Here is a 22,713-nt window from a genome sequence, read left to right on the forward strand (position 1 = left end):
ATATCTGTGCTTCTTTTTGCACATACAGTAATAGTATAATCGCATCGTTTTTCATCTGCAACAGATTTCTACCACGAAAGTCCTATTTTATGATATAATCGTTTTGCTAAATTTTAAAATAATTTGAGATGGAGATCCTATATGAGATTAAGAAATATTCCGGGCGCAGACGAAGTGATCGCCAGCAGCCCTTATTGTGTGCAGGATGCCGCTTCCCTTGCAGGAAACTGGCAATCTATTTTTCCGCAGAAACAGCCACTCCATATCGAGATCGGTATGGGAAAAGGTCAATTTATCATGGACATGGCAAAGGCACACCCAGACATCAACTATCTTGGCATTGAGAAATACACCAGCGTCCTTTTACGCGCGGTGCAAAAGATGGAAGCCGAGGAAAGCCCGATCGACTCCTTACGCTTTCTCTGCTTTAACGCAGAGGACATTGCGGAGATCTTTGCTCCGGGAGAAGTTGACCGAATCTATCTGAATTTCAGTGATCCCTGGCCAAAGGACCGGCATGCCAAGCGCCGCCTGACATCTTCTGCCTTTTTAAACCGCTATGACAAGATCCTGAAAAAGGGCGGTCACATCGAGTTTAAGACCGACAACCGCGACCTTTTCGACTTTTCGGTAGAAGAGATCGAAAATTCCAGCATCTGGCAGATCGATGCAAAGACCTATGATCTGCATCAGGATGCGTCCATGAACGCCGGTAACATCATGACTGAGTACGAGGAAAAGTTCTCCTCCAAGGGCAACCCGATCTGCAAACTGATCGCCAACCGCATAGACGACTAAGATAAATATTTATCAATATTTTCCTCGACCAGATCCTGCCCGATCACGATCACGACATCCTGTCCTGCCCCGATCGGTGCAAAACGGATCTGGTCTTTTGTCGCGTTGAGTTCGACCCACTTCTCATTCTGATCCAAAAAGAAGCCTTTGATACGGAATACCTTGCCGCAGGATACATCTGCAAATACCTGCTTTACCAGAACTTCCAGCCGATCACGATCAAAGGCTTTATTCATATAATATAAAGAGGAAAACTCGCCGCTGTCATCCACAAAGCGTTTCTCATAACTCTCGATACGATATCCACAATTAGCGATCTTCTCAAAATCTTTATCCACAAATTGCAAAACGCTCTTTCGGATAACTTCCTCTGAAAATCTGCGTTTGCACTGAATGCCCTCCATGGCTGCATTCAGATGTGCAATGGTCTCATCCATCTGTACCGGATCCGCCTCATCTGCATGGGAAAGCAGGATACAGCCTGCATTTGCCGCTTCACTTGCCAAGAGGTAATTGGCTGTCTCCGACAGGTCTTTTTCCAGTTTTGCATCCACGATCGTGATCACATTGCCGATCTCATACCACTGGTCTAAAGGATCCTCACGCAGGGCATCAAAAAATTCATCCACATCATAGATCCCGGATGGCTCTACGATCACCCGGTCATAACCGCACATACCCATGGCGATCAGTTTGGTGCGAAAGCGCCTGCGGTGACAGTCTGCGTCACATCCTCCGGCGATCATTTCCAACTCACACTTTTCCCCTTCCAGATCCTGCAAAAGCATCATATCGACATTGATGGCACCATAGTCATTTTCCAGAATACCGATATTTAAGCCCTGACGCATAAGGTATCTGGCATATTCTTTGATAAAGGTTGTTTTCCCGGATCCCAGAAATCCGGTGATGAGATCGATTTTTACCATAACTTCTCCTTTTTCTGCTTGCTGCGATGATACTTAAAGAGCACATAAATAACCATGAGCACGGCACCCAGCACAAAGGATGTCGGATAGGTCAGATACACGCCCATCACACCGTCGATACGCGATGTCATGGTCCAGATCCAGATCACACGGAAAAGACAGAGCGAGATCAGGATGATCGCCATCGGTCCCATGGTATCTCCGGTTCCACGCAAAGCCCCTGCTAAGGAGTGAATCACGCCCAAAACACTGTAAAATGGGGCAAGTGCCCAGATGCACATAACACCGGATGTAATGACTTCCGGCTCCTTGGAAAAGGCGGAAATAATCTGGGTATCAAAGCCTAACATAATGGCTGTCATCATCAGTGTATAGCATAAATTGATGACAAAGATCATGGCTGCACCCTGGAAAGCCCGCTTGCGCTTGCCTGCACCGATATTTTGTCCGACAAAAGTCGTCGCAGCCATGGAAAAACTGAGGATCGGCAGGATATTGAAGCCGTCTACCTTCATATAGGCGGAAAATCCTGCAACAACATTGGTTCCGTAAGCATTGACACCTGTCTGGATCAAAATGTTGGAAAAACTGATGACTGCATTCTGGATGGCAGCCGGAAGTCCGATACGGACAACGCGCATCGCCCAATATTTATCCAGGCTGATGTCACGGAATACTACGCGATAAGGCGCATCCACTTTTGCCAGATAGCGGAATGCCAGAATACTGCTGACGCCCTGACTGATGACCGTCGCGATCGCAGCCCCTTCCACGCCCATGCCAAATCCGCAGATCAGCAGAAAATCCAGAGCAATATTGACAAGGGATGAAACCACAAGATACTGAAGCGATTTTGTGGAATTTCCGACAGCATTTAGGATGGCTGCCAACATATTATAAAAGGTCATGAAGATCATGCCGCCAAAATAAATGCGCAGATACAGAACCGCCTCCGGCATCATATCTTCCGGTGTTCCCATGGCACGCAATAACTGCGGACAAAAGGCAACGCCAACCACTGTCGATACCAGTCCCAGTACCACGGCAATCCCCAACATATTGTGGATCACATGGTGGAGTTCATCGTAACTTTTGGCACCATAGAACTGGGAGATCAAAATACCGCCTCCGGCGGATGCCCCCAGACAAAAGGCGATCAGAAAATAGGTCAACTGCCCGCTGGCGCCGACCGCCGCAAGTGCTGTCGCTCCTACATAATTACCAACCACGAAAGAATCGACCGTGCTATACAACTGCTGCATGAAATTTCCCAATATCAAGGGGATCGCATATATGATAATGGATTTAATAATTTTACCTTCTGTCATGATTTCCTACTCTAATTCTGTATATTCCAGTCCGATCTGCTTACGGACCCGGTCTAAAATGTGCATTACATCGGATGTCGCCTGCAGCGGCACCATCTTACTTTCCAGCCTGCCTGCCCGGATATCCTCTGCCACGGCGTCAAATTCATCCAGATAAGAATTGATGCGCGGTCCCGGACCCTTAAACACTTCTTTATGAAAGATGTTCTTTTTATAAGTAACTTGATTGGTCGCATGATAAAAAGACGCTTGAATCTTACCCTTTTCTCCGCTGATGGTCATCTTTTCCAGCCCCTTCATATCCACGATAGACGCAGAGATCCTGGCAGTCAGTCCATTTTCAAAGGTCAGCATCACATCCTCGCCATAATCGATACCATTCTCGATCGTACCGCTGCTCTCGATTTTTACCGGATAGCCCCACAAACGATAAGCATAGGTGATCGGATAGATCGTGATGTCCAAAAGGGCACCGCCGGCACGCTTTGGATCCGACACACGTGGTGCATATTTGACAGACTTCATATGATAAGTGAAGTTGGCATCCGTCACCTTTCCCAGTTTGTCCTCCATCAACCATAATTTGACCTGATTGGCAGCCGGAGAGAACCAGGTCCACATAGCTTCTGCCAGATAGACTTTCTTTTCCCTTGCAAGCGCGATCAGACTGTCGGTCTCCTCCGCTGTGACCGTAAACGCCTTTTCACACAATACCGGCTTGCCCAGTTCCAGAGCCTCTTTGACATAACGGAAATGCGCATTGTGGGGTGTCACGACATAGACGCCCTCCACACCATCTGCTAAAATGGCTTCCTCGGCGCTCCCATATGCCTTGCAATGGAACTCCTCCGCAAAAGCCTTGGCATTATCCATATTTCTGGTATAGCAGGACACGATCTCATGTCTGCCACTGGCAAGCAACTGCCCTGCCACCTGATGTCCCAATTTCCCCGTTCCGATAAAACACCATCTAAACTTTTCCATGAAAAACCTCCTGTATTATAAAATGATAAAGAAAAAAGTGCTGTTTCTATCAGCACCCCATCAACTATAAGATCCCCTCATAAAATACGAAAAGCAGGATACGGGAGTCGAACCCGCCTATCCAGCTTGGGAAGCTGGCGCCCTACCGATAGACTAATCCTGCCTGTGTTACCAATCTTGGTACAAATAACATTATAGCACGCTGCAAAAATTAAGAAAAGCATGGGAAGGATCTTTTTTTGAAATTTCCTGCCAAAGCACACAAGCATAATTTATGCATAAAATAAGAGAAAGCCCGGAGACTTTCTCTTATATGAAATGCTGTTTTTATATTCCTTACTTCTATCGGTCTTTTCACTGCCTTAAGATCTGTAAATGCCTGCGAAAATCCTTTCGCTGTCTCAGCAAAGACTTAAAACACCTGATCTAGTGTGCAAGACTATTTTTGTCCGTAGTAGGCATTTGCTCCATGTTTGCGATAGTAGTGCTTATCCTGCAATTCTACCGGTGCCGGAGCAACCTTTGGATTGATCATCTCACAATTTGCCGCCATTTTTGCAACTTCTTCCAAAACGACTGCATTGTGTACTGCCTCATGTGCATCCTTGCCCCAGGTAAATGGTCCGTGGTTCTTGCAAAGAACCGCAGGCGTTGCGATATAGTCGATGCCCTGTCTCTCAAACTCATCAGCGATCAGGATTCCTGTGTTGAGTTCGTAAGCCTCATCGATCTCCTCCTTGGTCAAGTTGCGGACACATGGAACGTCTTTGTAAATATAGTCTGCATGGGTCGTACCATAGCAAGGGATATTTCTTCCTGCCTGCGCCCAAGATGTCGCCCAGGTAGAGTGGGTATGCACGATACCGCCAATATCCGGGAAACGGTTGTAAAGTACCATGTGGGTCGCCGTATCGGAAGAAGGGTTGTACTTGCCCTCGACCTTATTGCCCTGCAAATCCACAACGACCATATCTTCCGGTGTCAGTTTGTCATAATCTACACCGCTCGGCTTGATTACAAAAAGTCCTGCCTCCCTGTCGATACCACTGACATTGCCCCAGGTAAATGTCACCAACTGATATTTTGGCAAAAGCATATTTGCCTCATAAACTTCTCTTTTTAATTGCTCTAACATAAGATCCTCACCTCATTTTGTCAAAAATTACAGTTTCTCTACCGCTGTCTGCTCTACTGCGATCGCATCCTTAAAGGTCTTGGCATATGCATCAAAGCCCTCTACGTCCTTTGGATCCGGGTCAACGGATGAGCCAACCGCATCTGCAAAGACACGATCTGCCAGATAATCGGCAAGTGTCTCCCCTGCTTCCTTATTGACCAGATAGGCTGCCAGAAGTGCCATGCCCCAAGGACCGCCTTCGCCTGCCGTCTCCATAACAGAAACCGGTGTATCCAGTGCTGCTGCCAGATAATTCTGGGCTACGCCCTTGGTCTTAAAGATACCGCCATGTCCATAGATAGCGTCGATCTCAACCTTTTCTTCCTGTAAAAGCAGATCCATGCCGACTTTCAAAGCACCGAAACTTGCATACAGATGAGACCGCATGAAGTTTGCCAGTGTAAACCTGCTCTCCGGAGTCCGTACGAACATCGGACGTCCCTCTACGCAGTTCATGATATTTTCGCCGGACAAAAATCCATAGGAAAGCAATCCGCCGCAATCCGGGTCTGCCTCCAAGGACTTGCGATAAAGCGTACCATATAATTCATCCCCGGACACCTTTACACCAAAAGTATCTAAGACTTCGCCACATAATCCAACCCATGCATTCAGGTCACTTGTGCAGTTGTTGGCATGTACCATGGCAACCAGACTTCCGTCCGGTGTCGTTACCATGTCAATCTGGGGGTAGTATTTGGTAAGTTCCTTATCCAGAACCACCATGGCAAATACGGATGTTCCGGCGGAAACATTACCTGTACGCTGTTTGACGCTATTGGTCGCAGCCATGCCCGTTCCGGCATCTCCTTCCGGTGGAGCGATCGGAATGCCTGCCTCTAATTCACCGCTTGGATCCAAGAGTTTTGCACCTTCTGCAGTAAGACTTCCTGCACTTTCTCCGGCAAGACGGATCTCCGGTAAAATATCTGCCAGATGCCATGCAAAGTGGCGGTCTGCGATCAGATCTTCAAACTTATCCATCATGACGGCATCGTACTGCTTTGTCTTAGGATCAATCGGGAACATACCGGATGCATCACCGACACCCAGCACCTTTTCCCCTGTCATGCGCCAGTGGATATAGCCAGCCAGCGTCGTAAAGAAAGCAAGGTCTTTTACATGGTCTTCGCCGTTTAAGATCGCCTGATACAAATGCGAGATACTCCAGCGTTCCGGGATATTGTATGAAAACAGTTGACTCAATTCTGCGGCAGCCGGACCGGTCGTAGAATTTCTCCATGTCCGAAATGGCACCAGCAGATTTCCGTCTTTATCAAATGCCAGATATCCATGCATCATGGCAGAAAAACCAAGTGCAGCAACTTTTGTCAATTTCACATCATATTTGTCTGCCACATCTTTTTTCAGATTGGCATAGGCATCCTGCAAACCTGCCCAGATCTCATCATCATGGTAGGTCCAGAAACCATTTTCCAGACGGTTCTCCCAGACATGGTCCCCACTTGCGATCGGCTTGTGCGCCTCATCGATTAGCACTGCCTTAATTCTCGTCGAACCAAATTCAATTCCGAGGATTGCCTTTCCACCGGCAATCAATTCCCCTATGTTTCCCATAAGTACCTCCTCAAATTATTTAAAATTATACAAGGCTCTGTTATAAGACCTATGATCCTTATTCTGCATTTAGTATAGCATTGCCGGTTTTTTTCCACTATACGTTTATTAACGAATTTAGTTCACTTTTTTATCGCACTGGTCTGGAGATCCTCTGCCGACCGACAGGGAGATTTTTGGAAAATAAAAAAGCGCCAAACCTAGACATTTCTAAGTCCGACACTCTTCAAATGCGCGATCAGGGGTTCGAACCCTGGACACCCTGATTAAGAGTCAGGTGCTCTGCCAGCTGAGCTAATCGCGCATATACTTGTCTGTCGTTCCTGACGACAAAAAATATATTACTACGACTCGATGAAAAAAGCAAGTACTTTTTTCATTTTTTTCTAAATAAATTTTGATTTCTCAAATTTGATAAAAATATATTTATATGCCATTCAAAAAGGAGCCGTGATTTCGCATCACGACCCCTGATTTTTTACATATTTGCAAATAAGGCTGCGATCTCATCCGGTGACAAGACCTTATTCGGATCTGACAAATCCGGCATTGGTGGCTTTTCTTCAGCGGCAGGCTCCGGCATTGGTTCCGGCTCTGCTATAGCATCCAGATCCGGCAGATCGTCTGCACTTTCTGTATATTCCTCAAGATCCGGCAGATCCAGATCATCCAACTCGTCCAGACTTGGCAGATCATCTACAGATGGCATGTCCTCCATGACAGGTACTTCTTCTGTCTCCCCTGCCTCTTCTTCGATCGCCTCAGCCTCCTCGGCTGCGACCGGTCCCTCGTCGACCATCGGAGCATCTTCCTCGATCACGGTCTCATCCTGACGCATTTCCTCTGTATCCGATGCAAGGCTTGCAAGCATGGCATCGATCTCTGCCTGCGAGATCTCTCCGCCATTGTCAACAGGCTCTGCCTCCGGTGCGGCTGTCACTTCTTCTGCTTCCTCCGGCATTTCAACCGCTTCTTCTATGATCGGTTCGGCTACGGATTCTTCTATTACAGGTTCTTCCACAGTCTCTTGTGCAAGAGTTTCCTCGGCTGCTGCAAAAGCATCATCCTCTACCGGCTCCTCCGGAATCGGTGCTTGTGCCTCCGCTGCCGGGCTTTCTGCTACCGGACTTGCCGCCGGCTGTGCTGCCTGACGGAGTTCCAGATCGGAAATCTCCTGCTTCATCTGCTCCAATGCCTGATGCAGGGCAGCAAACTGATCCTGCATTCCCTGATTATTAGCCACAAGTTCTTCTCTCGTCTGCTGCAAGAGTGTCTCCTGCTGGCGAAGAAGGGCATCATTATTGTCTGCCAGTTTTTCCTCAAATCCAAACACGCGCTGGATCAGTTCATCATTGGCATTCATAAGCGCGTCTGCATTTTCCTTACTTCTGGAAATCGTTACCTTTGCAACTGCCTTTTGTGCTGTGATAATATCTTCCGCCGGAAAATTCGTATTTTCCTCTAACTGGTTCAGGCGTTCGTTCAACTCATCAAAGTATTTTCTCTGTGCAAGATAAGATGCCTTTTGCGCCTTATAGATCTCCTCGTAATCCAGTCTCTCTTTTTCTTTATTTTTCTGGCTCAGTTCGATGATCGATAAAACAAGAAAGAAGAGAACCGCCACCATACAAATGGCAACAATCAGTAAAACCGGAAAATTGCCTTTGGCGTGTATCATAAAGTAAATTTCCAACAAGAGAAATAATGCCTCGATCACACTGGCAAAAGCAATGGTAATTTTTTCTTTTTTCATGAATGTCCCCCGTTTTCCTCTATTAAGACATATTTGTACATTTAAAGACATTATACCCTGTCTTGCCAAACTTTCCAATAGAAAAACGGATGACTAATCTAAAAACTGCTGCATTTCTGACCAATCAATCTTCTTATCTTTAAAATAGTACTCTTTATCATGGTCGTTGATCTGTCGAACGACACGGCATGGCGTACCCATTGCTACCGAATTGGACGGAATATCCTTGGTTACGACACTACTGGCACCGATCACGACATTGTCCCCGATCGTAACACCCGGCACAACGATAACACCGGCTCCCAGCCAGCAATTCTCCCCGATATGGATCGGCATATTGTACTGGATGCCATGTTTGCGCAATTCCGGCATCATAGGATGTCCTGCAGTCGCCAAAACGACATTTGGTCCAAAGAGAGTATGGCTGCCTACATAGATATGGGTATCATCTACACAGGTCAAGCCGAAATTTGCATAAACTCCGTCCCCAAAATGTACATGTTTGCCGCCCCAATTCGCATGAAAAGGCGGTTCTATGTAACAATCTTTTCCCACATCTCCCATCATTTCCTTCATGATAGCATTGCGCTTATCCATTTCCGACGGTCTGGTCTGGTTGAAATCATACAAACGATCCAGGCATACCATCTGTTCTTCCATAACGCTGTCATCGTTCGGATCATATAACTTTCCATTGTGCATATTGTCTCTTTGTTCCATTTATAAAACCCTCCTTTAACTTTTCTATTCTTCTACGATATAGTTGTCCCTGCCGCCCCGCTTTACGCGATAAAGGATCTTGTCTGCCTCGTCAAAAAATGTTCGGAAATCCTTATTTTCTGACAACTTACCATTCTTGTAACCCTGCGACAAGGTCACATGGACGCCTGCGCGTGAGTTTTCATTCGGAATGGCTTTTTCCATCAATTTCTGCCGGATCTGGTCTGCGATCTCCTTGATCGCCTCATTTTCATGGTTTAAGATGACGACTAAGAACTCATCCCCGCCATAACGGTAAACCTTGCCAGAGTGCTTGCTGACAACGTCCTGAATAATACTGGCGATATCTTTTAAGCAGTCGTCTCCGCTCAGATGTCCGTAAGTATCATTCTTTTCCTTGAAGCAATCAATATCCAGAATACCTACACAAAGGCGCTGTAAATCCTTTTTGCAGAAACCGGCAAGATCTTCGCCCAACTTGTAACGGTTGAATACACCTGTCAACTGGTCGGTATCAGACTTCTTTTTTGCCTGTTTCCGCTCCCTCTCATTATTTTCCAAAGCAACCCTGACATCATAGGCTGCCTCTTTGTCATATCTGTCCTTTTCAATCTTCTCATTGTAAAGATCTGTCAATTCCATGCATTTTTTCGTATAGGAAGGCATATCATCCATGGTCTGATACCACTTACGCCACATCTCGTTGACAAACAACTTGAGGTCAAGCACGTTTGCCTTCGTCGAATATCTCTCCATGATCTCAATGACCTGCTTCCATTTATCGTATTCCTGCATATCTATCAATAATTGGCATAATTCCGTAAAGTTTTGTACATAATTGCCAATCGCAGTATATTCTGTGGCACATTTTATCAGATAATCCAGTTTCTCATAGACCAGGTCTTTCTTGCCAAGAACCCAATTTACCCGGCTTTCCATCACATCATAATCAAAACGGATCCACTCCTCATCTGGCATATATTCAATCAATGGTCGCTCCAGAATGAGAAACTTTTCCACCATGTCATATTGCTTTAAGGACATATAAGAGTCCTGCATATTGATATATGCACCCAGCACGCGCTCCTTTTGGTTCGGATCCTGATCTAAATGATACTTGCGGATGACTTCCTCTGCCAGATTAAAATAGACCAAAGCCTTTTCATGCGCGCCAATGACCTGATATTCGCAACCGATATTGACATAGCCCATCATCTCATAGATCGGATAGCCATATTTTTGCGCGATCTCAATACATTGAAAAAGCTGGTCGATCGCCATACTACCGTTGCCGGTTGCTCCCAAAAGAACCGCCAGCATATTCAGACTGGAAGCACATCCTTCCTTGTCACCAATTGTTTCAAATGTATTTTTTGCCTTTTCGGTCAGGGTAATACTGTCATCGGTATTCCCCCTCTCATACTCCAGACGACCATCTTTTAAATAGTCATAGGCAAGTTGTCTCAACTGTTCTGTGTCTTGTTTCATAAAGGCGCTCCAAACTAAAAAATTCTTTCATTTGTAAAAAAGAAAATCATTTATAGTGTAACATCGTTTCCTAATTATTTAAAGATGACAATGTTTAATTTCTGTGATATTTCTTAGAGTTTCCCGCATTTTCCTGCCTTATTTGACAGAAAAATCCCACGGTGCTACTATTAGGTTAGTATAAACTAACACGCAAAGGGAGATTTATCATATGAAAGTATATACATTTGGAGATAAGGAAAAACCGACCATCATATTGTTTCCGGGAACCTGCTGTTACTGGAAAAATAATTTCGGTCATGTCATAAAACCCTTGGAAGAACATTTTTACACGCTGGTTGTCAGTTATAGCGGATTTGACGAGACGGAAAAGACAACTTTCATCTCAGAATTGGATGAAGTCGCTAAGATCGAAGATTATATAGAAGAAAATCTGGATGGCAAACTCTTTGCCGCATACGGCTGCTCACTGGGCGGATCCTTTGTATCCCTGCTGGTAGACAGGCAAAAGATCCATATCGATCATGCCATCATCGGCTCCAGCGACATGGACCAGGCGCCAAAGTGGCTCGCCTATCTGGAGACATCCCTTATGCTGCCTCTCATTTATCCTGTCATGACAGGACATCCGGGCAAATTCATGAAAAAGCGCATGGACAAAATGCTTGCTGCCAATGATGAGCAAGCAGAATATGCCAAAAAATTTATGGCTTTTATGGGAATCGGCACCGACAGAGACTTCTCCTTTATATCCAAAGAATCGGTCAAAAATCAGTTCTACACGGATCTTTATACCAAAGTCGGCGACCATATCCGCGTACCCGGAACAACCATCCATGTTTTCTATGCCATGAAAATGGGGCAAAAGTATGAAAAACGCTATTTGGAACATTTTGCCGATCCGGATATCCGCGCATTTGACCTGCGGCATTTTCTGATCTTATAGGACGACCGGAACGGTACGTCTACCTATAGTTAGTTTTCATATATAGAAAGAAACAGATATTGGCATCCTCATCTGCGATTGACAGGATGAGGCGGTCTGTACCAGAAATTTGGATGCCTTGTCACAATCTTTTTTATGGACTCCCACAGAGGTGCCGGAGCGCAGGACTTTACAACGATCGTATGGTTTCTCTCATCAAATGCCCGCACCTGCATCAACGTCCGGTCTGCTTCCTCCAAAAGTTTTTTCGCATAGACCAAGGCAAACTGCCCTGTTTCATTCAGCGTCATTTTATTTCTCTGGCGTTCAAAAAGTTTAACCCCGAAACATTTCTCCAGATTTTGCATGGAGCGTGTCATAGAAGGGGTTGAAATATGATACTTTTCTGCCACCTAGGCTAAGGTTCCGCACTCTGCAAAAGCAACAAAATATTCTAATTCTTCCAGATCCAGCATATTTTCTCTCCATTTTAGTTTTCATTTTATGAAATCTATATTTCTATATTGATAGTGTACTTTCTTATAAATCCAACGTAAAGTTAGATTATAAAATATTTTCAGATTTCACACAGGAGGCAAATACCATGGAATATGTAACATTGAATAACGGCATTAAAATGCCAAAACTTGGATATGGCGTATATCAGACACCGCCGGAAGATACCAAACGTTGCGTACTGGATGCGATTGAGGTCGGCTATCGCAGCATCGATACCGCACAGGCTTATGGAAACGAAGAAGGTGTTGGTCAGGCACTTGCCGAATGTGGGCTTCCAAGAGAGGAATTTTTCCTCACTACCAAAGTATGGATCACAAATACCGGCTACGAAAAAGCAAAGGCTTCCATTGAGGATTCCATGCAAAAACTTGGCACAGACTACCTGGATCTGCTTCTGATCCACCAACCTTTTGGTGATTACTATGGAACCTATCGCGCTATGGAAGAATTTTATGAGGCAGGCAAGATCCGTGCCATCGGTGTTTCCAACTTCGAACCGGACCGCTACTTAGATATCGAGCATTTTGCAAATATCAAGCCAGCCGTCAACCAGGTGGAGACCCATGTATTCCAGCAGCAAAAAGTTGCCAAGGAATATTTGCAGAAGTATGGTTGTCAGATCGAGTCCTGGGGACCATTTGCTGAGGGTAAAAATGATATATTTACCAATCCGGTTATTACCAAGATCGGTGAAAAATATGGAAAAACGGCTGCCCAGACAGCACTTCGTTTCCTCTTGCAGAGCGACGTCGTTATCATTCCAAAGTCTGTGAATAAAGATCGTATGCAGCAAAACTTCGATCTTTTTGATTTTACACTTTCACCGGAAGATATGGCTGCCATTGAGGCTCTGGATGGGGGTCAAAGTCTTTTCTTCTCCCACTATGACCCAAAGACCGTAGAATGGTTCATGTCTATCCTGTAATGTAAATTTTCTATTATACAAAAACAGATGCCATCTTAACCGATTGAGGTAGCATCTGTTTTTAATTTCTGCTTTTTTAGAATGGTGATCGTCCGACGCTGGCGTCTTATGATTTCCTGTTTTTCTAACGCCCGCAGTTTTCTGGAAAGTGTTTCCGGTGTCGTACCCAGATAAGAGGATAATTCCTTGAGTTGCAAAGGAATTTCAAAACTATCACTGTCCTGTGCTACCGAAAGATTTAAGAGATATTCTGCTAAACGCGCCTGCACCGGTTCTGCATTTGTCGCGATCTGGTGGGCATTATGACGCATTCTTTTGCTAAATTCCTCTAAAAGTTTCAGACTGATGGAAGGATGCTTGGTGAGCAGATCCATAAAATCCGCCCGGTCGATAAAGCAGACCCTGCCATCCGACAAAGCCTCCCCATAGGTATAAGTCTGCTCTTTACTAAAGAGGGCTTCCTCTCCGACGAAATCGCCGGCAAGAAGTACCTGTAAAAGATATTCCTTGCCGGATGCCGTGATTTCATAGACCTTAACTCGTCCACTGGAGATCAGATAAAGTCCGTGATTGTCGTCCGGCGTAAAGAGCATCTGCCCTTTTTTGATCTCCCTATGCGTCGCAATATTGCTAATCTCCTCCTGACTGGCACGATCCAGTTGTTGAAAGATCGAGATCTTGGCAGTACATGGCTCTTTTTCGTCACAACAGCAACATTCCATTATGCAAACTCCCTGTCTAATGTCTCCAGTAACTCATAAGTCTTGGCATAGGTCGGACAAGCGTCGTCCGGCACCGCGTAATTTCCGGTCGTTTCCTCCAATTTTGCAAAAATATCTCTGGAAGGCGCTTCCTTTAACTCTGTATAAAGTTCTGCTACCTGATGCAGTTCCGGATGATGCTCTCCGTGTACGCGCTCCACAACCGGTAGAATTTTGTCTAAGTTTTCAATAATTTCCTTATTCATGATAATATCTCCTTTTTATTTAATTACAACATATCCCAGACCGGTGATGACATTTTTCAGTTCATCCAGACTGGTCTTTTCCTCGTCAAAGTCAACTTTTGCCTTACTTGCGTTGTATAAAACGCTTGCGCTGGTCACGCCATCTACTTTTTGTAATGCGGTCTCAATCTTTTGCGCACACATAGGACAGACCAGTTCTTCCATTTGGATTGTTTTCTTCATATCGAAACTCCTTTCCTGGATGGGATCAATAATCGCATCGCATTAAAAATAACCAGTAAAATACTTGCTTCGTGGATCAGCATACCGATTGACATGTGAATATAGCCGGCAAACAAGCCCAGCAAGAGCAAGATCACAGTTCCGACTGCGATCGCTATATTTTCATACAAAACGCGAACCGTCTTTTTTGCCAGACCAAGGGATCTGACCAGACTCCTTAGGTCAGACTTTATCAGAACAACGTCCGAATTGTCAATCGCCACATCCGTACCGGAACCCATGGCAATCCCTGTGTCCGCAGCAGCCAGCGCCGGGCTGTCATTGATCCCATCTCCAACAAAGGTGACAACTTTTCCACTGTCCTGCAACTGGCGGATGACCGTCAATTTGTCCTCCGGTAAGAGGTCTGCCTTGTAGTCCGTGATCCCGATCTGCCCTGCAACCGCAGCAGCCGTTCCTGCATTGTCTCCGGTCAGCATGATCAGATCTTTGATCCCCATAGCCTTTAAGGCGCGGATGCTTTCAACAGCATCTTCTTTGATCTGATCGGCGATGCCAAGAAGCATTTGAACCTGACCTGCAAGTGCGATCAACACAATAGATGATCCACTATTTTGTGCTTCTGTAACCGCCTGTGCCAAGCCCTCCGGCAAGCCGACCTTTTCCTCTTCCATCAACTTCTGATTTCCGATCAAGATCGATCTGCCGCCGACTTCTGCCTTTATTCCAAGACCTTTTATGGTCTCTACCGATTCTACTTCATAAGACGGAAGATCACCTGCATAGCGGATAATCGCCTGCGCCAAAGGATGGTCACTTGCCTTTTCTGCACTTGCCACAAGTGCCAGAACTTCCGCCGGCTGGTCTGTAAAATCCTTTTGCAAACAGACTCTTGGCAGCCCCTCGGTCAGGGTTCCCGTCTTATCAAAAACAATGGTATCTGTTTTTGAAAACCGGTCGATGCTGTCACCACCCTTTAACAAAATATCATTCTGGGCACCACGTCCGATACCGGCAACGTTGGCGATCGGCGCGCCGATCACAAGGGCTCCCGGACAGGCAAGCACCAAAACCGTTATGGCAGTGTCCACATTTCGGGTAAGAATAAACACCAGAATGGCAATGACAATGACTGCCGGTGTATAGTATTTTGCAAATTTATCAATGAAGCGCTCTGCCGGAGATTTTGCATCCTGCGCTTCCTCAACCAGTGCAATGATCTTAGCAAAGGTCGTATCCTCGCCCACCTTCGTTGCCTGCATCTGCAAAATGCCACTGTCTAAGATGGTTCCAGCATAGACAAAGTCTCCGACTTTCTTTTTCTTTGGCAAAGATTCACCGGTAATGCTTGCTTCCATGGCATAGCCCTGCCCTTTGATCACGATACCATCAGATGCTATCTGGTTTCCGGCTTTTACCAGTAGAAGGTCGCCGATCTCCACCTCATCTGCTTCAATTTCCTCGATTTCAAATCCACCGTCTTCCTGCGCAGAAAGGATCTTGTATGCCGTCTGTGGCGCCATTTCTGTCAAAGCCTTGATCGCAGACCGCGTCTTTTTCATGGTCTTTTGTTCCAGGAATGATCCCAGTTGGAATAAAAATGTAACAATCGCTGATTCGTTAAATTCTCCGATCAGGCATGCGCCAATGGCGGCAATGGATACCAAAAGTTCAATGCTTACCGTCTTAAACCGCAGTGCCTGTATGGCTCGAAAGAGGATAGGCAGACCGGACAGGGCAAATGCGATCAGAAAAAGTACATTTGCAAGCATTTCAAAACTTTCCATATGTGAAAAGACAATAGCAAGAAGGTTTAAAATGCCGGCAGCCCACAAGAACTGCAAAAAGTGGCGTTTTAGCCATAAATTCAATTTATTCAAAATGTCACCCCGCTTCCTTTTCGCAGTATAACACAAAAGAGTTGTAAAAATACTTGATGGGCGTCAAGTTTTTACAACTCTTTTTCTAGTTTCAACATCCTGCTCACGCTGATTATTTTTTTGTGCTAAAATCAAATTGAAGTTGCCTGTCGATCCAAGTCTTTTGTACCGCTTCATGTATGACATCTTCTGGCATACTTTCTCCTAACAGAAATGGAGATTTTGGATTATGTTTTTTCATATTCTCCCGCACTAAGGCTGTATCTGTATTGGCATAACAATATTTACATAAATGCCCACATGTATCATAAGCACCTATGTCTACCCCAAGCACACAGGCACAGGCACCATTCCTTTGGTTTGTCTTTTGCTTTGGAACAATCAACCTGTTGTGAAGCGCCTTTTCAAATGTTTCCACCGTCATACATCCTGAACAGTCCGCACCATATACAGTCAGGTCATTTCCCTCCGCACATGGTCTTACTGTCATTCCATATTTTGCAGCAATCTCAATCAATGCTTTTCCTATTGTGATTCAGCCACTGATTCTAATTTTTTCAACGATGATGTAATACTATCTGGATCTTTTTCAAATGATTCTTTATTAATAATTTGAGGATTGCAATCGACACTTAATATATGCAATACAGTAAAAGATGAATGAGGAATCTTTCCCGCCATCGCACATAACATTACTATAAATAACAGGATAAAAAGTTTTTTAACTTTAAATCTTCTTTGTCTTTTATATCGTTTCAATTATTTTATCTCCACCTTTTGGTATACCCTGTACAGTATCGGTTGAAAAATCAAGCATACCACTGCATATACAGGAACAATAACAGTTGCTATTGTGGTTACTTTACTTCCCAATGTTATAAGTCCAGCTTCTTTGATATCCAAATAAATTTCTAATAACTGGTCTGGAAAGAAAGAGCATAATCCAGGCAATGTAATAATTCTGCTTAAAAATGGAAATGCACATAGCACAATGAATGGTACAATAACGGCAGTTGGCGTAGAGTGTGTAAACGCTGATGCCAACATTCCGAGTGTAGCTGCAAATATCGTTCCTATATATCCACCCAGAACAATAAACAGATATGCCTGTAAAAAAGTAATATTATAAACACTTCTCCACAAATCCAACTGGATTGGACAGTTTGCACCGTCTGCACCTAATATAAAAAGTACAATAAACGTATATAGAAATACAAACATCAGATAAAATCCCGTAGCAATACAAAAACCTGCTCCTACCTTTGCGGAAATCCCCTTGCTTCTTCCAAATCGTGCAGAGAAAAAAATGGAATCTGCTTTTGTCTGAAATTCATCTGAAAATATCCCGGATACCAGAAAACCGATCACTAATGCCAGCATCAGAATAAAGGTTGATATATTTTGTAGTAATGCAGCCCAACCGTCCATATATTCATAGTAAAATGGAGTTTTCAGTTCTTTATATTTCTGAATCATAAAATCTTTTTCTGCCTGTGTAAATCTTTCTTCTCCAGATTCAAGCCAATTTTTTAAAGTAGAAATTCTTCTTTCATAGATTGTTCCAACTTCATCATTAGAAATCTGATCCGTTACATAATAATTATAATCTCTGTAATCGCTGAAAGCATTAATAATGACATCCATAATACCTGCTATGCCTTGCTTTTTTGCATATGCCTTATTTTGTTCTGTAATGTCATCCGACAATGCCTCTTTCGAACTGTTAATTGTCTTGTTCTCTTCCAATGCCTTGCTTAATGTATCTGCTGTCAAATAACCTGCCCATTGGTTTTTGGCTTCTCTTAAATCTCTTGCAGCCGAAATTCCAACAGAAGAATTCCCATTTTCATCAACATACTCCACTCTGTTAATCGTTAATATACTGGTTATCGCAAGTATTACGAATAACACTATGACAGCAATTCTATTTTTTGATTTAGAAAACACTTTTTTGATTTCATAACGCAGCATTTTCATCACCTGCTTTCTCTCCAAAATAATATAAAAATACATCTTCCAGTGACGCTTCTACACGCATTGCATTCTCAACCGGTTTTTCGTGAGAAATAATTCGCAGCATAACCTGATTTATTTCTGATTTCATATTGGAAATTTTATATTTTTCCATAAAATCAGATACCCTGTTTTTCGGCACAAGACATTCCCATACTGTTTCTGTCATAGAATTTATCAGTTCGTCAATACTTCCTTTATGCAGAATTTCCCCGTCTTTCATCAACCAGATTTCATTCGCAATATACTCGATATCTGAAACGATATGTGTCGATAATAACACCAGTCTGTCTTCTGAAAGTTCGCTAATCAGATTGCGAAATCGGATTCTTTCATTTGGATCAAGTCCTGCTGTTGGTTCATCAAGTATTAAAATCTTAGGATCATTCAACATAGCCTGTGCAATTCCGGCTCTACGCTTCATACCACCAGATAATTTTTTCATTTTTTTATGAGCTGCTTTTGAAAGACCAACCTTAGCAATCAACTCTTTCACACGTTTTTTTGCGACAACAGGACGGATTCCTTTCAATGCAGCAATGTAAAGTAAATAATCCTCTACCGTAAATTCAGGATAAAATCCAAAATCCTGTGGTAAATATCCCAACAGCTTGCGATATTCACTGTCCATGCTGAAAATATCTTTTCCATTACAGCATATCGTTCCGCTTGTTGGCTTTAAAAGGGTACACAACATTCTCATTAGAGTTGTTTTACCTGCTCCATTTACACCTAAAAGACCATATACCCCATTTGTCATAGTAAGATTTATATGATTGACTGCTGTAAAATCTCCAAATTCTTTTGTTAAACCATCAAGCTCTAATTTCATCAAACGACACCTCCAAATATTGATCACAATTCTTTAAAATACGATAGATCGCAAAAGCAATAAAAAGTATTGTTGCACCCAGCAGTGCTGACCAGATGGGAACAGTAACCATGATATATACATTTTCATTCAAAACAATAAAAAGCCATACCGCACTCCATATCACACACAGAACAATCGCAACTGTTTCACTGAAAGCGTGTTTACTGCATAAAATTCCAAAACAGATACAGGCCGTTACACAAAGCGGAAAAAGAAATTGGACAACTAATTCTGATAATTCATAATGCAAACCTGCTGAAGCGACTCCTAAAAATACAGTTATGAAAAAAATATCTGTAATACCAAATAACAGCATACGTGTAGCATATACCTGTTTTAATGAATAATAGGAAGCAGCTTCTATTTCCATACATTCACATGATCTGTTTTTCCACAGTTCCGGAATAATAAGGATTACAAATAGCGTAGCTACAACACCCATACTTCTTTTTAGATATATTTCATCATGAATAGAACTTAAAGCAATCCATAATGCCACTAAAATCATAAATTGAAGAACCCACCACCTTTTTTGTATCACACGAAGCTGTGTCCACAAAAAATCATGATAAGAAAGCATTCGTTCTTGCTCTGCCATAAAAAAGGCATTTTTAGATTTAAAAATGGTTTCCTGTATTTTTTCTTCGCTTGCTTCAATCTTTTCTTTCTGATTCATGAAATTCCTCCTTTCCAAGAAGTTCTTTCAACTGTCTCCTTGCTTTTTGCAAACGATACTTTACCAGTGGTAGTCCGATTTGCCATTTACCCGAAATTTCTGTCAGTTTTAGTTCTTGAAAATAATAAAGTGTAAGCACTTCTCTTGATTCGTCTGGAAGTTGTCCTAAAACCTGTTCTATCAAAACTCTATTCAAAATTTGTTCCGTTTGATTTTCTTCTGCCTGGTTTTCTTCCAGAGACTCATTTTCTTCCAACAGTATTTCTTTTGTTTTTTTCAAATAATCTTTGCACAGATTACCTGCTATCGTATATAAGTAATTCAATGTTTTTCCTCTATAATGATAGTCGGGTAATCTTGAAAAAAAACGTATAAAGGTTTCCTGCGTTAAATCTTCTGCATACGTTTTATCGAAACAATGATGATGACAGTAGCTTAAAATTTCTTGATAATACTTGTGGACAAATAAATCAAAAGCATTATCATCACCTTGCTTCATTTTCCTGATTAGTAGAAAATCATTATACACAAAATCCCCCTTTCTCATTATTAGAAGTTCAAAATATTTATCCCGTTCTATTAGGTATAACGATTGAAAACTATAAAAAGATAGTCCAAAACCAAGTTTTTTATTTTCGAGTTATATGAACAATCTCAAACATATTTCATTATTATAACTACCTGAGCCAATAGCCCCAACTACACTCAAACTTATCATCTTAGCATCATCGGATATATCATAACCCAGATTAAAATCGCAATCGGTATGGATATTCCTGCAATCTCCATTTTTCCTAACACTTCTGGTATCGCCAGGAGAATTTTTCCTATCAGAATTCCTATTACCATGCACAGAATTACCCATACTGTAAGGTATTTCTGGATATACCATAAATAGAAAATTGTCAATATCATACCATCGTCTGCATAACACACAAATGGTTTCTTCCGATACATTTTCTATCTTTTCTTTCTTCGTTGCGGGATGTCACCCTATAAAAATAGAGATAATACGTTCTGACTGCGAGTAAACTCGTGCAGTCCGTATTACCTCTATTTTTCATGGATTATAACTTTCGCAAATGTTCCCTGCGGGAATCGAACCCACAACTAGCGCTTAGGAGAGCTCCAACCTATTGTCACTCTCTGTCAATCTGAGGTAAGGTAAACCCAAGTGGGATACTATATAAAACTGTTTCCGATTCAATTCGAGTTATTCTGAATACCCCCTCTGTCAAGCTCTGTAAAGCTCTGAAAGTTAGCTGATTGTTTGCTCCAGCTAATAATTGGGGAATGCCTTGATATTACCATCGACATCTGTTATATGACCACCATGCTTCGTACGTTCGATCATGGTAAACAGTATTCAATTAAACTTCCTATCGAAAGCACAAGATATTTTCTTGTCTATAAATAATATAACGCATACGAGACGGTTTGTCCATGCGTTTTTGACTGGCAAATTTTATTCAGTAAAAATATCTGTAACCTTTTTTGTAACTGAATCTCCATCATTCCATCATCAAATGATGGAGATTCCAATAGATATGATGGAGATAGACTAATTACTTCATCGTCTTCGCCAGTGAATTGAGCAATGCCCGCATCTCTGGATTTGCCAACACTTTTGCCAGAAGTTCCGGATCGACTTCATCAGCAACAGTTGCATTATTATTTTCCTGCTGTACATGCATCTGTGGATCCAGATTCTTTTTCTCATAAAACGCTTCTTCAAAAAGCTCTGCATTTTTCCTTCGGTCATCATCCAGAATATGAGAGTACACATCCGTAACCATATTGACCTGAGCATGGCCGGAATCACCCTGTACCGCCTTGATGTCTCCACCATTCAATTTCAGCTTATAAGTAACGCTGCTATGACGAAAACTGTGAAATACAACCGGTGGGAGATTATAGTCCTCGATCAGTTTTTTTAAAGGACCACGGATTGCTCCATCTCCGAGAGGAAGCCCAAAGGTACTTGCCATAACCAGGTTATAGTCCATATATTCATCACCAAGAATTTCTTTCATTTCATCTTGCTCAGCTTTCCAGTCTACCAGCATATTAGCAACACTCTTCGGTAAGAATATTTTACGCACACTGCTTTCTGTCTTCGGTGTTTTCAGAATACGGACCGTAGAATTCTTCTTATGATTTGTCGGAAATACCAACAACACATCTTTTCCATCCAATGCATTTAAAGATTCTTTTCTTATACGCTGTGATTCTTTGTTGATGAAGACATATGCACGGTTTTCTTCAATTGCCTCATGAGAAATATCTACACAATCCCAGGTAAGACCAAGCAGCTCACCAAGTCGCAGGGAACATGAGAAAGATAGATTAATTGCGAGCTTTAATCGTTCATCTTCACAGACACTGAGCGCATACATCAATGTATCCGCTGTCCAGATGTCTCTTTTTTGTGATTTATGTTTTGGTACAGTCGCATGGGTGCAAGGATTCTTCTCCATCAACTCCCATTTCACTGCCTGTTCAAAACAGTTTCTAAGCAGCTTATTAATATCCCTGACCGTACTGGAAGATACAAATTCATTTCGACTGGTTTTATTCAATGGATTGATAACTGCACGTCTCTTCAAAAGACTCTGATAATATCTTTCGATGAAACGGGTATTGATCTCTGAGAGTTTCGTATCACCAATGATCGGAAGAATATAGTTATTGATAAGAGAGACATTTCCTTCATATGTAGAAAGCGCCCAGTTTTCTTTGCCATAAAGTGCAACATATTCTGTAATAAGCTCGTCCAGTGTTTTGCATTTACGGACGACAAATGATCCCATCTCTTTTTTATATTCAATTTCTTTTTTTCTTCTTTTAGCTTCGGCTTTCGTTTCATAGGTTTCCCACTTCTGTTTCCTCTCACCTTTTTCATTCGTATAAGAATAGATTACATTAAATTTTCCGTTTCGTTCTCTTATAGATGCCAT

The 22,713-nt window shown here is 42.8% G+C and carries 23 protein-coding genes and 2 tRNA genes; 3 read left to right on the forward strand and 22 right to left on the reverse strand.

Going from position 1 to position 22,713, the window contains the following annotated elements:
• The first annotated feature begins 141 nt into the window (after positions 1–141).
• Entirely contained in the window at positions 142–798 is a 657-nt protein-coding gene (gene trmB, locus DW183_RS03255) for a tRNA (guanosine(46)-N7)-methyltransferase TrmB (protein ID WP_118280614.1), read from the forward strand.
• Here the strand turns inward: trmB and DW183_RS03260 are convergent.
• The 10 genes from DW183_RS03260 to DW183_RS03305 form a co-directional block, all read right to left on the reverse strand.
• Positions 795–1,727, reverse strand: coding sequence for a GTP-binding protein (locus DW183_RS03260; RefSeq protein ID WP_118280615.1), 933 nt, complete (start codon positions 1,725–1,727; stop codon positions 795–797). The two genes, trmB and DW183_RS03260, sit on opposite strands and share 4 nt — an antisense overlap.
• Positions 1,721–3,055, reverse strand: a complete 1,335-nt coding sequence (locus DW183_RS03265) for an MATE family efflux transporter (protein ID WP_118280616.1) — start codon at positions 3,053–3,055, stop codon at positions 1,721–1,723. Before DW183_RS03265 ends, DW183_RS03260 begins: the two co-directional genes overlap by 7 nt.
• A 6-nt stretch (positions 3,056–3,061) precedes the next feature.
• Positions 3,062–4,039, reverse strand: coding sequence for a Gfo/Idh/MocA family protein (locus DW183_RS03270; RefSeq protein WP_118280617.1), 978 nt, complete (start codon positions 4,037–4,039; stop codon positions 3,062–3,064).
• 92 nt (positions 4,040–4,131) lie between these two features.
• A tRNA-Gly gene (locus DW183_RS03275) sits at positions 4,132–4,202 on the reverse strand.
• Positions 4,203–4,478: 276 nt separating this feature from the next.
• Entirely contained in the window at positions 4,479–5,174 is a 696-nt protein-coding gene (locus tag DW183_RS03280) for an L-ribulose-5-phosphate 4-epimerase (protein ID WP_118280618.1), read from the reverse strand.
• Between the two features lie 27 nt (positions 5,175–5,201).
• A complete protein-coding gene (locus DW183_RS03285) occupies positions 5,202–6,794 on the reverse strand; it encodes a xylulokinase (protein WP_118280619.1) in 1,593 nt (530 codons plus the stop codon).
• A gap of 231 nt (positions 6,795–7,025) precedes the next feature.
• A tRNA-Lys gene (locus DW183_RS03290) sits at positions 7,026–7,098 on the reverse strand.
• A gap of 174 nt (positions 7,099–7,272) precedes the next feature.
• Positions 7,273–8,547 carry a hypothetical protein gene (locus DW183_RS03295; protein ID WP_118280620.1) on the reverse strand — a complete coding sequence of 425 codons (1,275 nt, stop codon included), beginning with the start codon at positions 8,545–8,547 and terminating at the stop codon, positions 7,273–7,275.
• Between the two features lie 93 nt (positions 8,548–8,640).
• Positions 8,641–9,267 carry a sugar O-acetyltransferase gene (locus tag DW183_RS03300; protein ID WP_118280621.1) on the reverse strand — a complete coding sequence of 209 codons (627 nt, stop codon included), beginning with the start codon at positions 9,265–9,267 and terminating at the stop codon, positions 8,641–8,643.
• Positions 9,268–9,291: 24 nt separating this feature from the next.
• Positions 9,292–10,755 (reverse strand): tetratricopeptide repeat-containing diguanylate cyclase, encoded by a 1,464-nt coding sequence (locus DW183_RS03305; RefSeq protein ID WP_118280622.1) that lies wholly within the window; start codon positions 10,753–10,755, stop codon positions 9,292–9,294.
• Between the two features lie 211 nt (positions 10,756–10,966).
• On the opposite strand from DW183_RS03305, the gene DW183_RS03310 reads away from it, so the two are divergent.
• The gene (locus DW183_RS03310; RefSeq protein WP_243069501.1) at positions 10,967–11,701 is read left to right on the forward strand and encodes an alpha/beta hydrolase; all 735 of its coding nucleotides are present in this window, start codon (positions 10,967–10,969) and stop codon (positions 11,699–11,701) included.
• Positions 11,702–11,769: 68 nt separating this feature from the next.
• Here the strand turns inward: DW183_RS03310 and DW183_RS03315 are convergent, their stop codons facing one another.
• Positions 11,770–12,093, reverse strand: coding sequence for a LysR family transcriptional regulator (locus DW183_RS03315; RefSeq protein ID WP_147403363.1), 324 nt, complete (start codon positions 12,091–12,093; stop codon positions 11,770–11,772).
• A gap of 191 nt (positions 12,094–12,284) precedes the next feature.
• Here DW183_RS03315 and DW183_RS03320 point away from each other — a divergent pair, with 191 nt between their 5' ends.
• A complete protein-coding gene (locus DW183_RS03320) occupies positions 12,285–13,124 on the forward strand; it encodes an aldo/keto reductase (protein ID WP_118280624.1) in 840 nt (279 codons plus the stop codon).
• Positions 13,125–13,159: 35 nt separating this feature from the next.
• Here the strand turns inward: DW183_RS03320 and DW183_RS03325 are convergent, their stop codons facing one another.
• The 11 genes from DW183_RS03325 to DW183_RS03385 all read right to left on the reverse strand — a co-directional run bounded on the left by DW183_RS03325 (position 13,160) and on the right by DW183_RS03385 (position 22,713).
• A complete protein-coding gene (locus DW183_RS03325) occupies positions 13,160–13,846 on the reverse strand; it encodes a Crp/Fnr family transcriptional regulator (protein WP_118280625.1) in 687 nt (228 codons plus the stop codon).
• On the reverse strand, positions 13,846–14,091 hold the full coding sequence (locus DW183_RS03330) for an iron-sulfur cluster repair di-iron protein, ric (protein WP_118280626.1): 246 nt from the start codon (positions 14,089–14,091) through the stop codon (positions 13,846–13,848). Before DW183_RS03330 ends, DW183_RS03325 begins: the two co-directional genes overlap by 1 nt.
• Before the next feature lie 15 nt (positions 14,092–14,106).
• Positions 14,107–14,313 carry a heavy-metal-associated domain-containing protein gene (locus DW183_RS03335; protein ID WP_118280627.1) on the reverse strand — a complete coding sequence of 69 codons (207 nt, stop codon included), beginning with the start codon at positions 14,311–14,313 and terminating at the stop codon, positions 14,107–14,109.
• Positions 14,310–16,193 carry a heavy metal translocating P-type ATPase gene (locus DW183_RS03340; RefSeq protein ID WP_199649395.1) on the reverse strand — a complete coding sequence of 628 codons (1,884 nt, stop codon included), beginning with the start codon at positions 16,191–16,193 and terminating at the stop codon, positions 14,310–14,312. Before DW183_RS03340 ends, DW183_RS03335 begins: the two co-directional genes overlap by 4 nt.
• Positions 16,194–16,305: 112 nt before the next feature.
• Positions 16,306–16,683, reverse strand: a complete 378-nt coding sequence (locus DW183_RS03345) for a DUF1848 family protein (RefSeq protein ID WP_118280709.1) — start codon at positions 16,681–16,683, stop codon at positions 16,306–16,308.
• A gap of 35 nt (positions 16,684–16,718) precedes the next feature.
• Positions 16,719–16,952 (reverse strand): hypothetical protein, encoded by a 234-nt coding sequence (locus DW183_RS12500; RefSeq protein ID WP_199649397.1) that lies wholly within the window; start codon positions 16,950–16,952, stop codon positions 16,719–16,721.
• On the reverse strand, positions 16,953–18,164 hold the full coding sequence (locus DW183_RS03355) for an ABC transporter permease (protein WP_118280710.1): 1,212 nt from the start codon (positions 18,162–18,164) through the stop codon (positions 16,953–16,955).
• A complete protein-coding gene (locus DW183_RS03360) occupies positions 18,151–19,038 on the reverse strand; it encodes an ABC transporter ATP-binding protein (protein WP_118280628.1) in 888 nt (295 codons plus the stop codon). Before DW183_RS03360 ends, DW183_RS03355 begins: the two co-directional genes overlap by 14 nt.
• Positions 19,022–19,756, reverse strand: coding sequence for a hypothetical protein (locus tag DW183_RS03365; protein WP_118280629.1), 735 nt, complete (start codon positions 19,754–19,756; stop codon positions 19,022–19,024). Before DW183_RS03365 ends, DW183_RS03360 begins: the two co-directional genes overlap by 17 nt.
• A complete protein-coding gene (locus tag DW183_RS03370; RefSeq protein WP_243069503.1) occupies positions 19,734–20,255 on the reverse strand; it encodes an RNA polymerase sigma factor in 522 nt (173 codons plus the stop codon). Before DW183_RS03370 ends, DW183_RS03365 begins: the two co-directional genes overlap by 23 nt.
• A 1,066-nt stretch (positions 20,256–21,321) precedes the next feature.
• Positions 21,322–22,713, reverse strand: a complete 1,392-nt coding sequence (locus DW183_RS03385) for a tyrosine-type recombinase/integrase (RefSeq protein ID WP_172678862.1) — start codon at positions 22,711–22,713, stop codon at positions 21,322–21,324.

Source organism: Roseburia sp. AM16-25, assembly GCF_003473825.1.
GTDB lineage: Bacteria > Bacillota > Clostridia > Lachnospirales > Lachnospiraceae > Pararoseburia > Pararoseburia lenta.

What these genes read in the sequence shown, in the direction of transcription:
- DW183_RS03305 (WP_118280622.1), bottom strand. Translation starts at nt 10,755, where the DNA reads ATGAAACAAGACACAGAACAGTTGAGACAACTTGCCTATGACTATTTA.
- DW183_RS03345 (WP_118280709.1), bottom strand. Translation starts at nt 16,683, where the DNA reads ATGACAGTAAGACCATGTGCGGAGGGAAATGACCTGACTGTATATGGT.
- DW183_RS03365 (WP_118280629.1), bottom strand. Translation starts at nt 19,756, where the DNA reads ATGAATCAGAAAGAAAAGATTGAAGCAAGCGAAGAAAAAATACAGGAA.
- DW183_RS03335 (WP_118280627.1), bottom strand. Translation starts at nt 14,313, where the DNA reads ATGAAGAAAACAATCCAAATGGAAGAACTGGTCTGTCCTATGTGTGCG.
- DW183_RS03265 (WP_118280616.1), bottom strand. Translation starts at nt 3,055, where the DNA reads ATGACAGAAGGTAAAATTATTAAATCCATTATCATATATGCGATCCCC.
- DW183_RS03260 (WP_118280615.1), bottom strand. Translation starts at nt 1,727, where the DNA reads ATGGTAAAAATCGATCTCATCACCGGATTTCTGGGATCCGGGAAAACA.
- DW183_RS03270 (WP_118280617.1), bottom strand. Translation starts at nt 4,039, where the DNA reads ATGGAAAAGTTTAGATGGTGTTTTATCGGAACGGGGAAATTGGGACAT.
- trmB (WP_118280614.1), top strand. Translation starts at nt 142, where the DNA reads ATGAGATTAAGAAATATTCCGGGCGCAGACGAAGTGATCGCCAGCAGC.
- DW183_RS03320 (WP_118280624.1), top strand. Translation starts at nt 12,285, where the DNA reads ATGGAATATGTAACATTGAATAACGGCATTAAAATGCCAAAACTTGGA.
- DW183_RS03300 (WP_118280621.1), bottom strand. Translation starts at nt 9,267, where the DNA reads ATGGAACAAAGAGACAATATGCACAATGGAAAGTTATATGATCCGAAC.
- DW183_RS03370 (WP_243069503.1), bottom strand. Translation starts at nt 20,255, where the DNA reads ATGAAGCAAGGTGATGATAATGCTTTTGATTTATTTGTCCACAAGTAT.
- DW183_RS03310 (WP_243069501.1), top strand. Translation starts at nt 10,967, where the DNA reads ATGAAAGTATATACATTTGGAGATAAGGAAAAACCGACCATCATATTG.
- DW183_RS03360 (WP_118280628.1), bottom strand. Translation starts at nt 19,038, where the DNA reads ATGAAATTAGAGCTTGATGGTTTAACAAAAGAATTTGGAGATTTTACA.
- DW183_RS03295 (WP_118280620.1), bottom strand. Translation starts at nt 8,547, where the DNA reads ATGAAAAAAGAAAAAATTACCATTGCTTTTGCCAGTGTGATCGAGGCA.
- DW183_RS03325 (WP_118280625.1), bottom strand. Translation starts at nt 13,846, where the DNA reads ATGGAATGTTGCTGTTGTGACGAAAAAGAGCCATGTACTGCCAAGATC.
- DW183_RS03280 (WP_118280618.1), bottom strand. Translation starts at nt 5,174, where the DNA reads ATGTTAGAGCAATTAAAAAGAGAAGTTTATGAGGCAAATATGCTTTTG.
- DW183_RS03330 (WP_118280626.1), bottom strand. Translation starts at nt 14,091, where the DNA reads ATGAATAAGGAAATTATTGAAAACTTAGACAAAATTCTACCGGTTGTG.
- DW183_RS03355 (WP_118280710.1), bottom strand. Translation starts at nt 18,164, where the DNA reads ATGCTGCGTTATGAAATCAAAAAAGTGTTTTCTAAATCAAAAAATAGA.
- DW183_RS03285 (WP_118280619.1), bottom strand. Translation starts at nt 6,794, where the DNA reads ATGGGAAACATAGGGGAATTGATTGCCGGTGGAAAGGCAATCCTCGGA.
- DW183_RS03385 (WP_172678862.1), bottom strand. Translation starts at nt 22,713, where the DNA reads ATGGCATCTATAAGAGAACGAAACGGAAAATTTAATGTAATCTATTCT.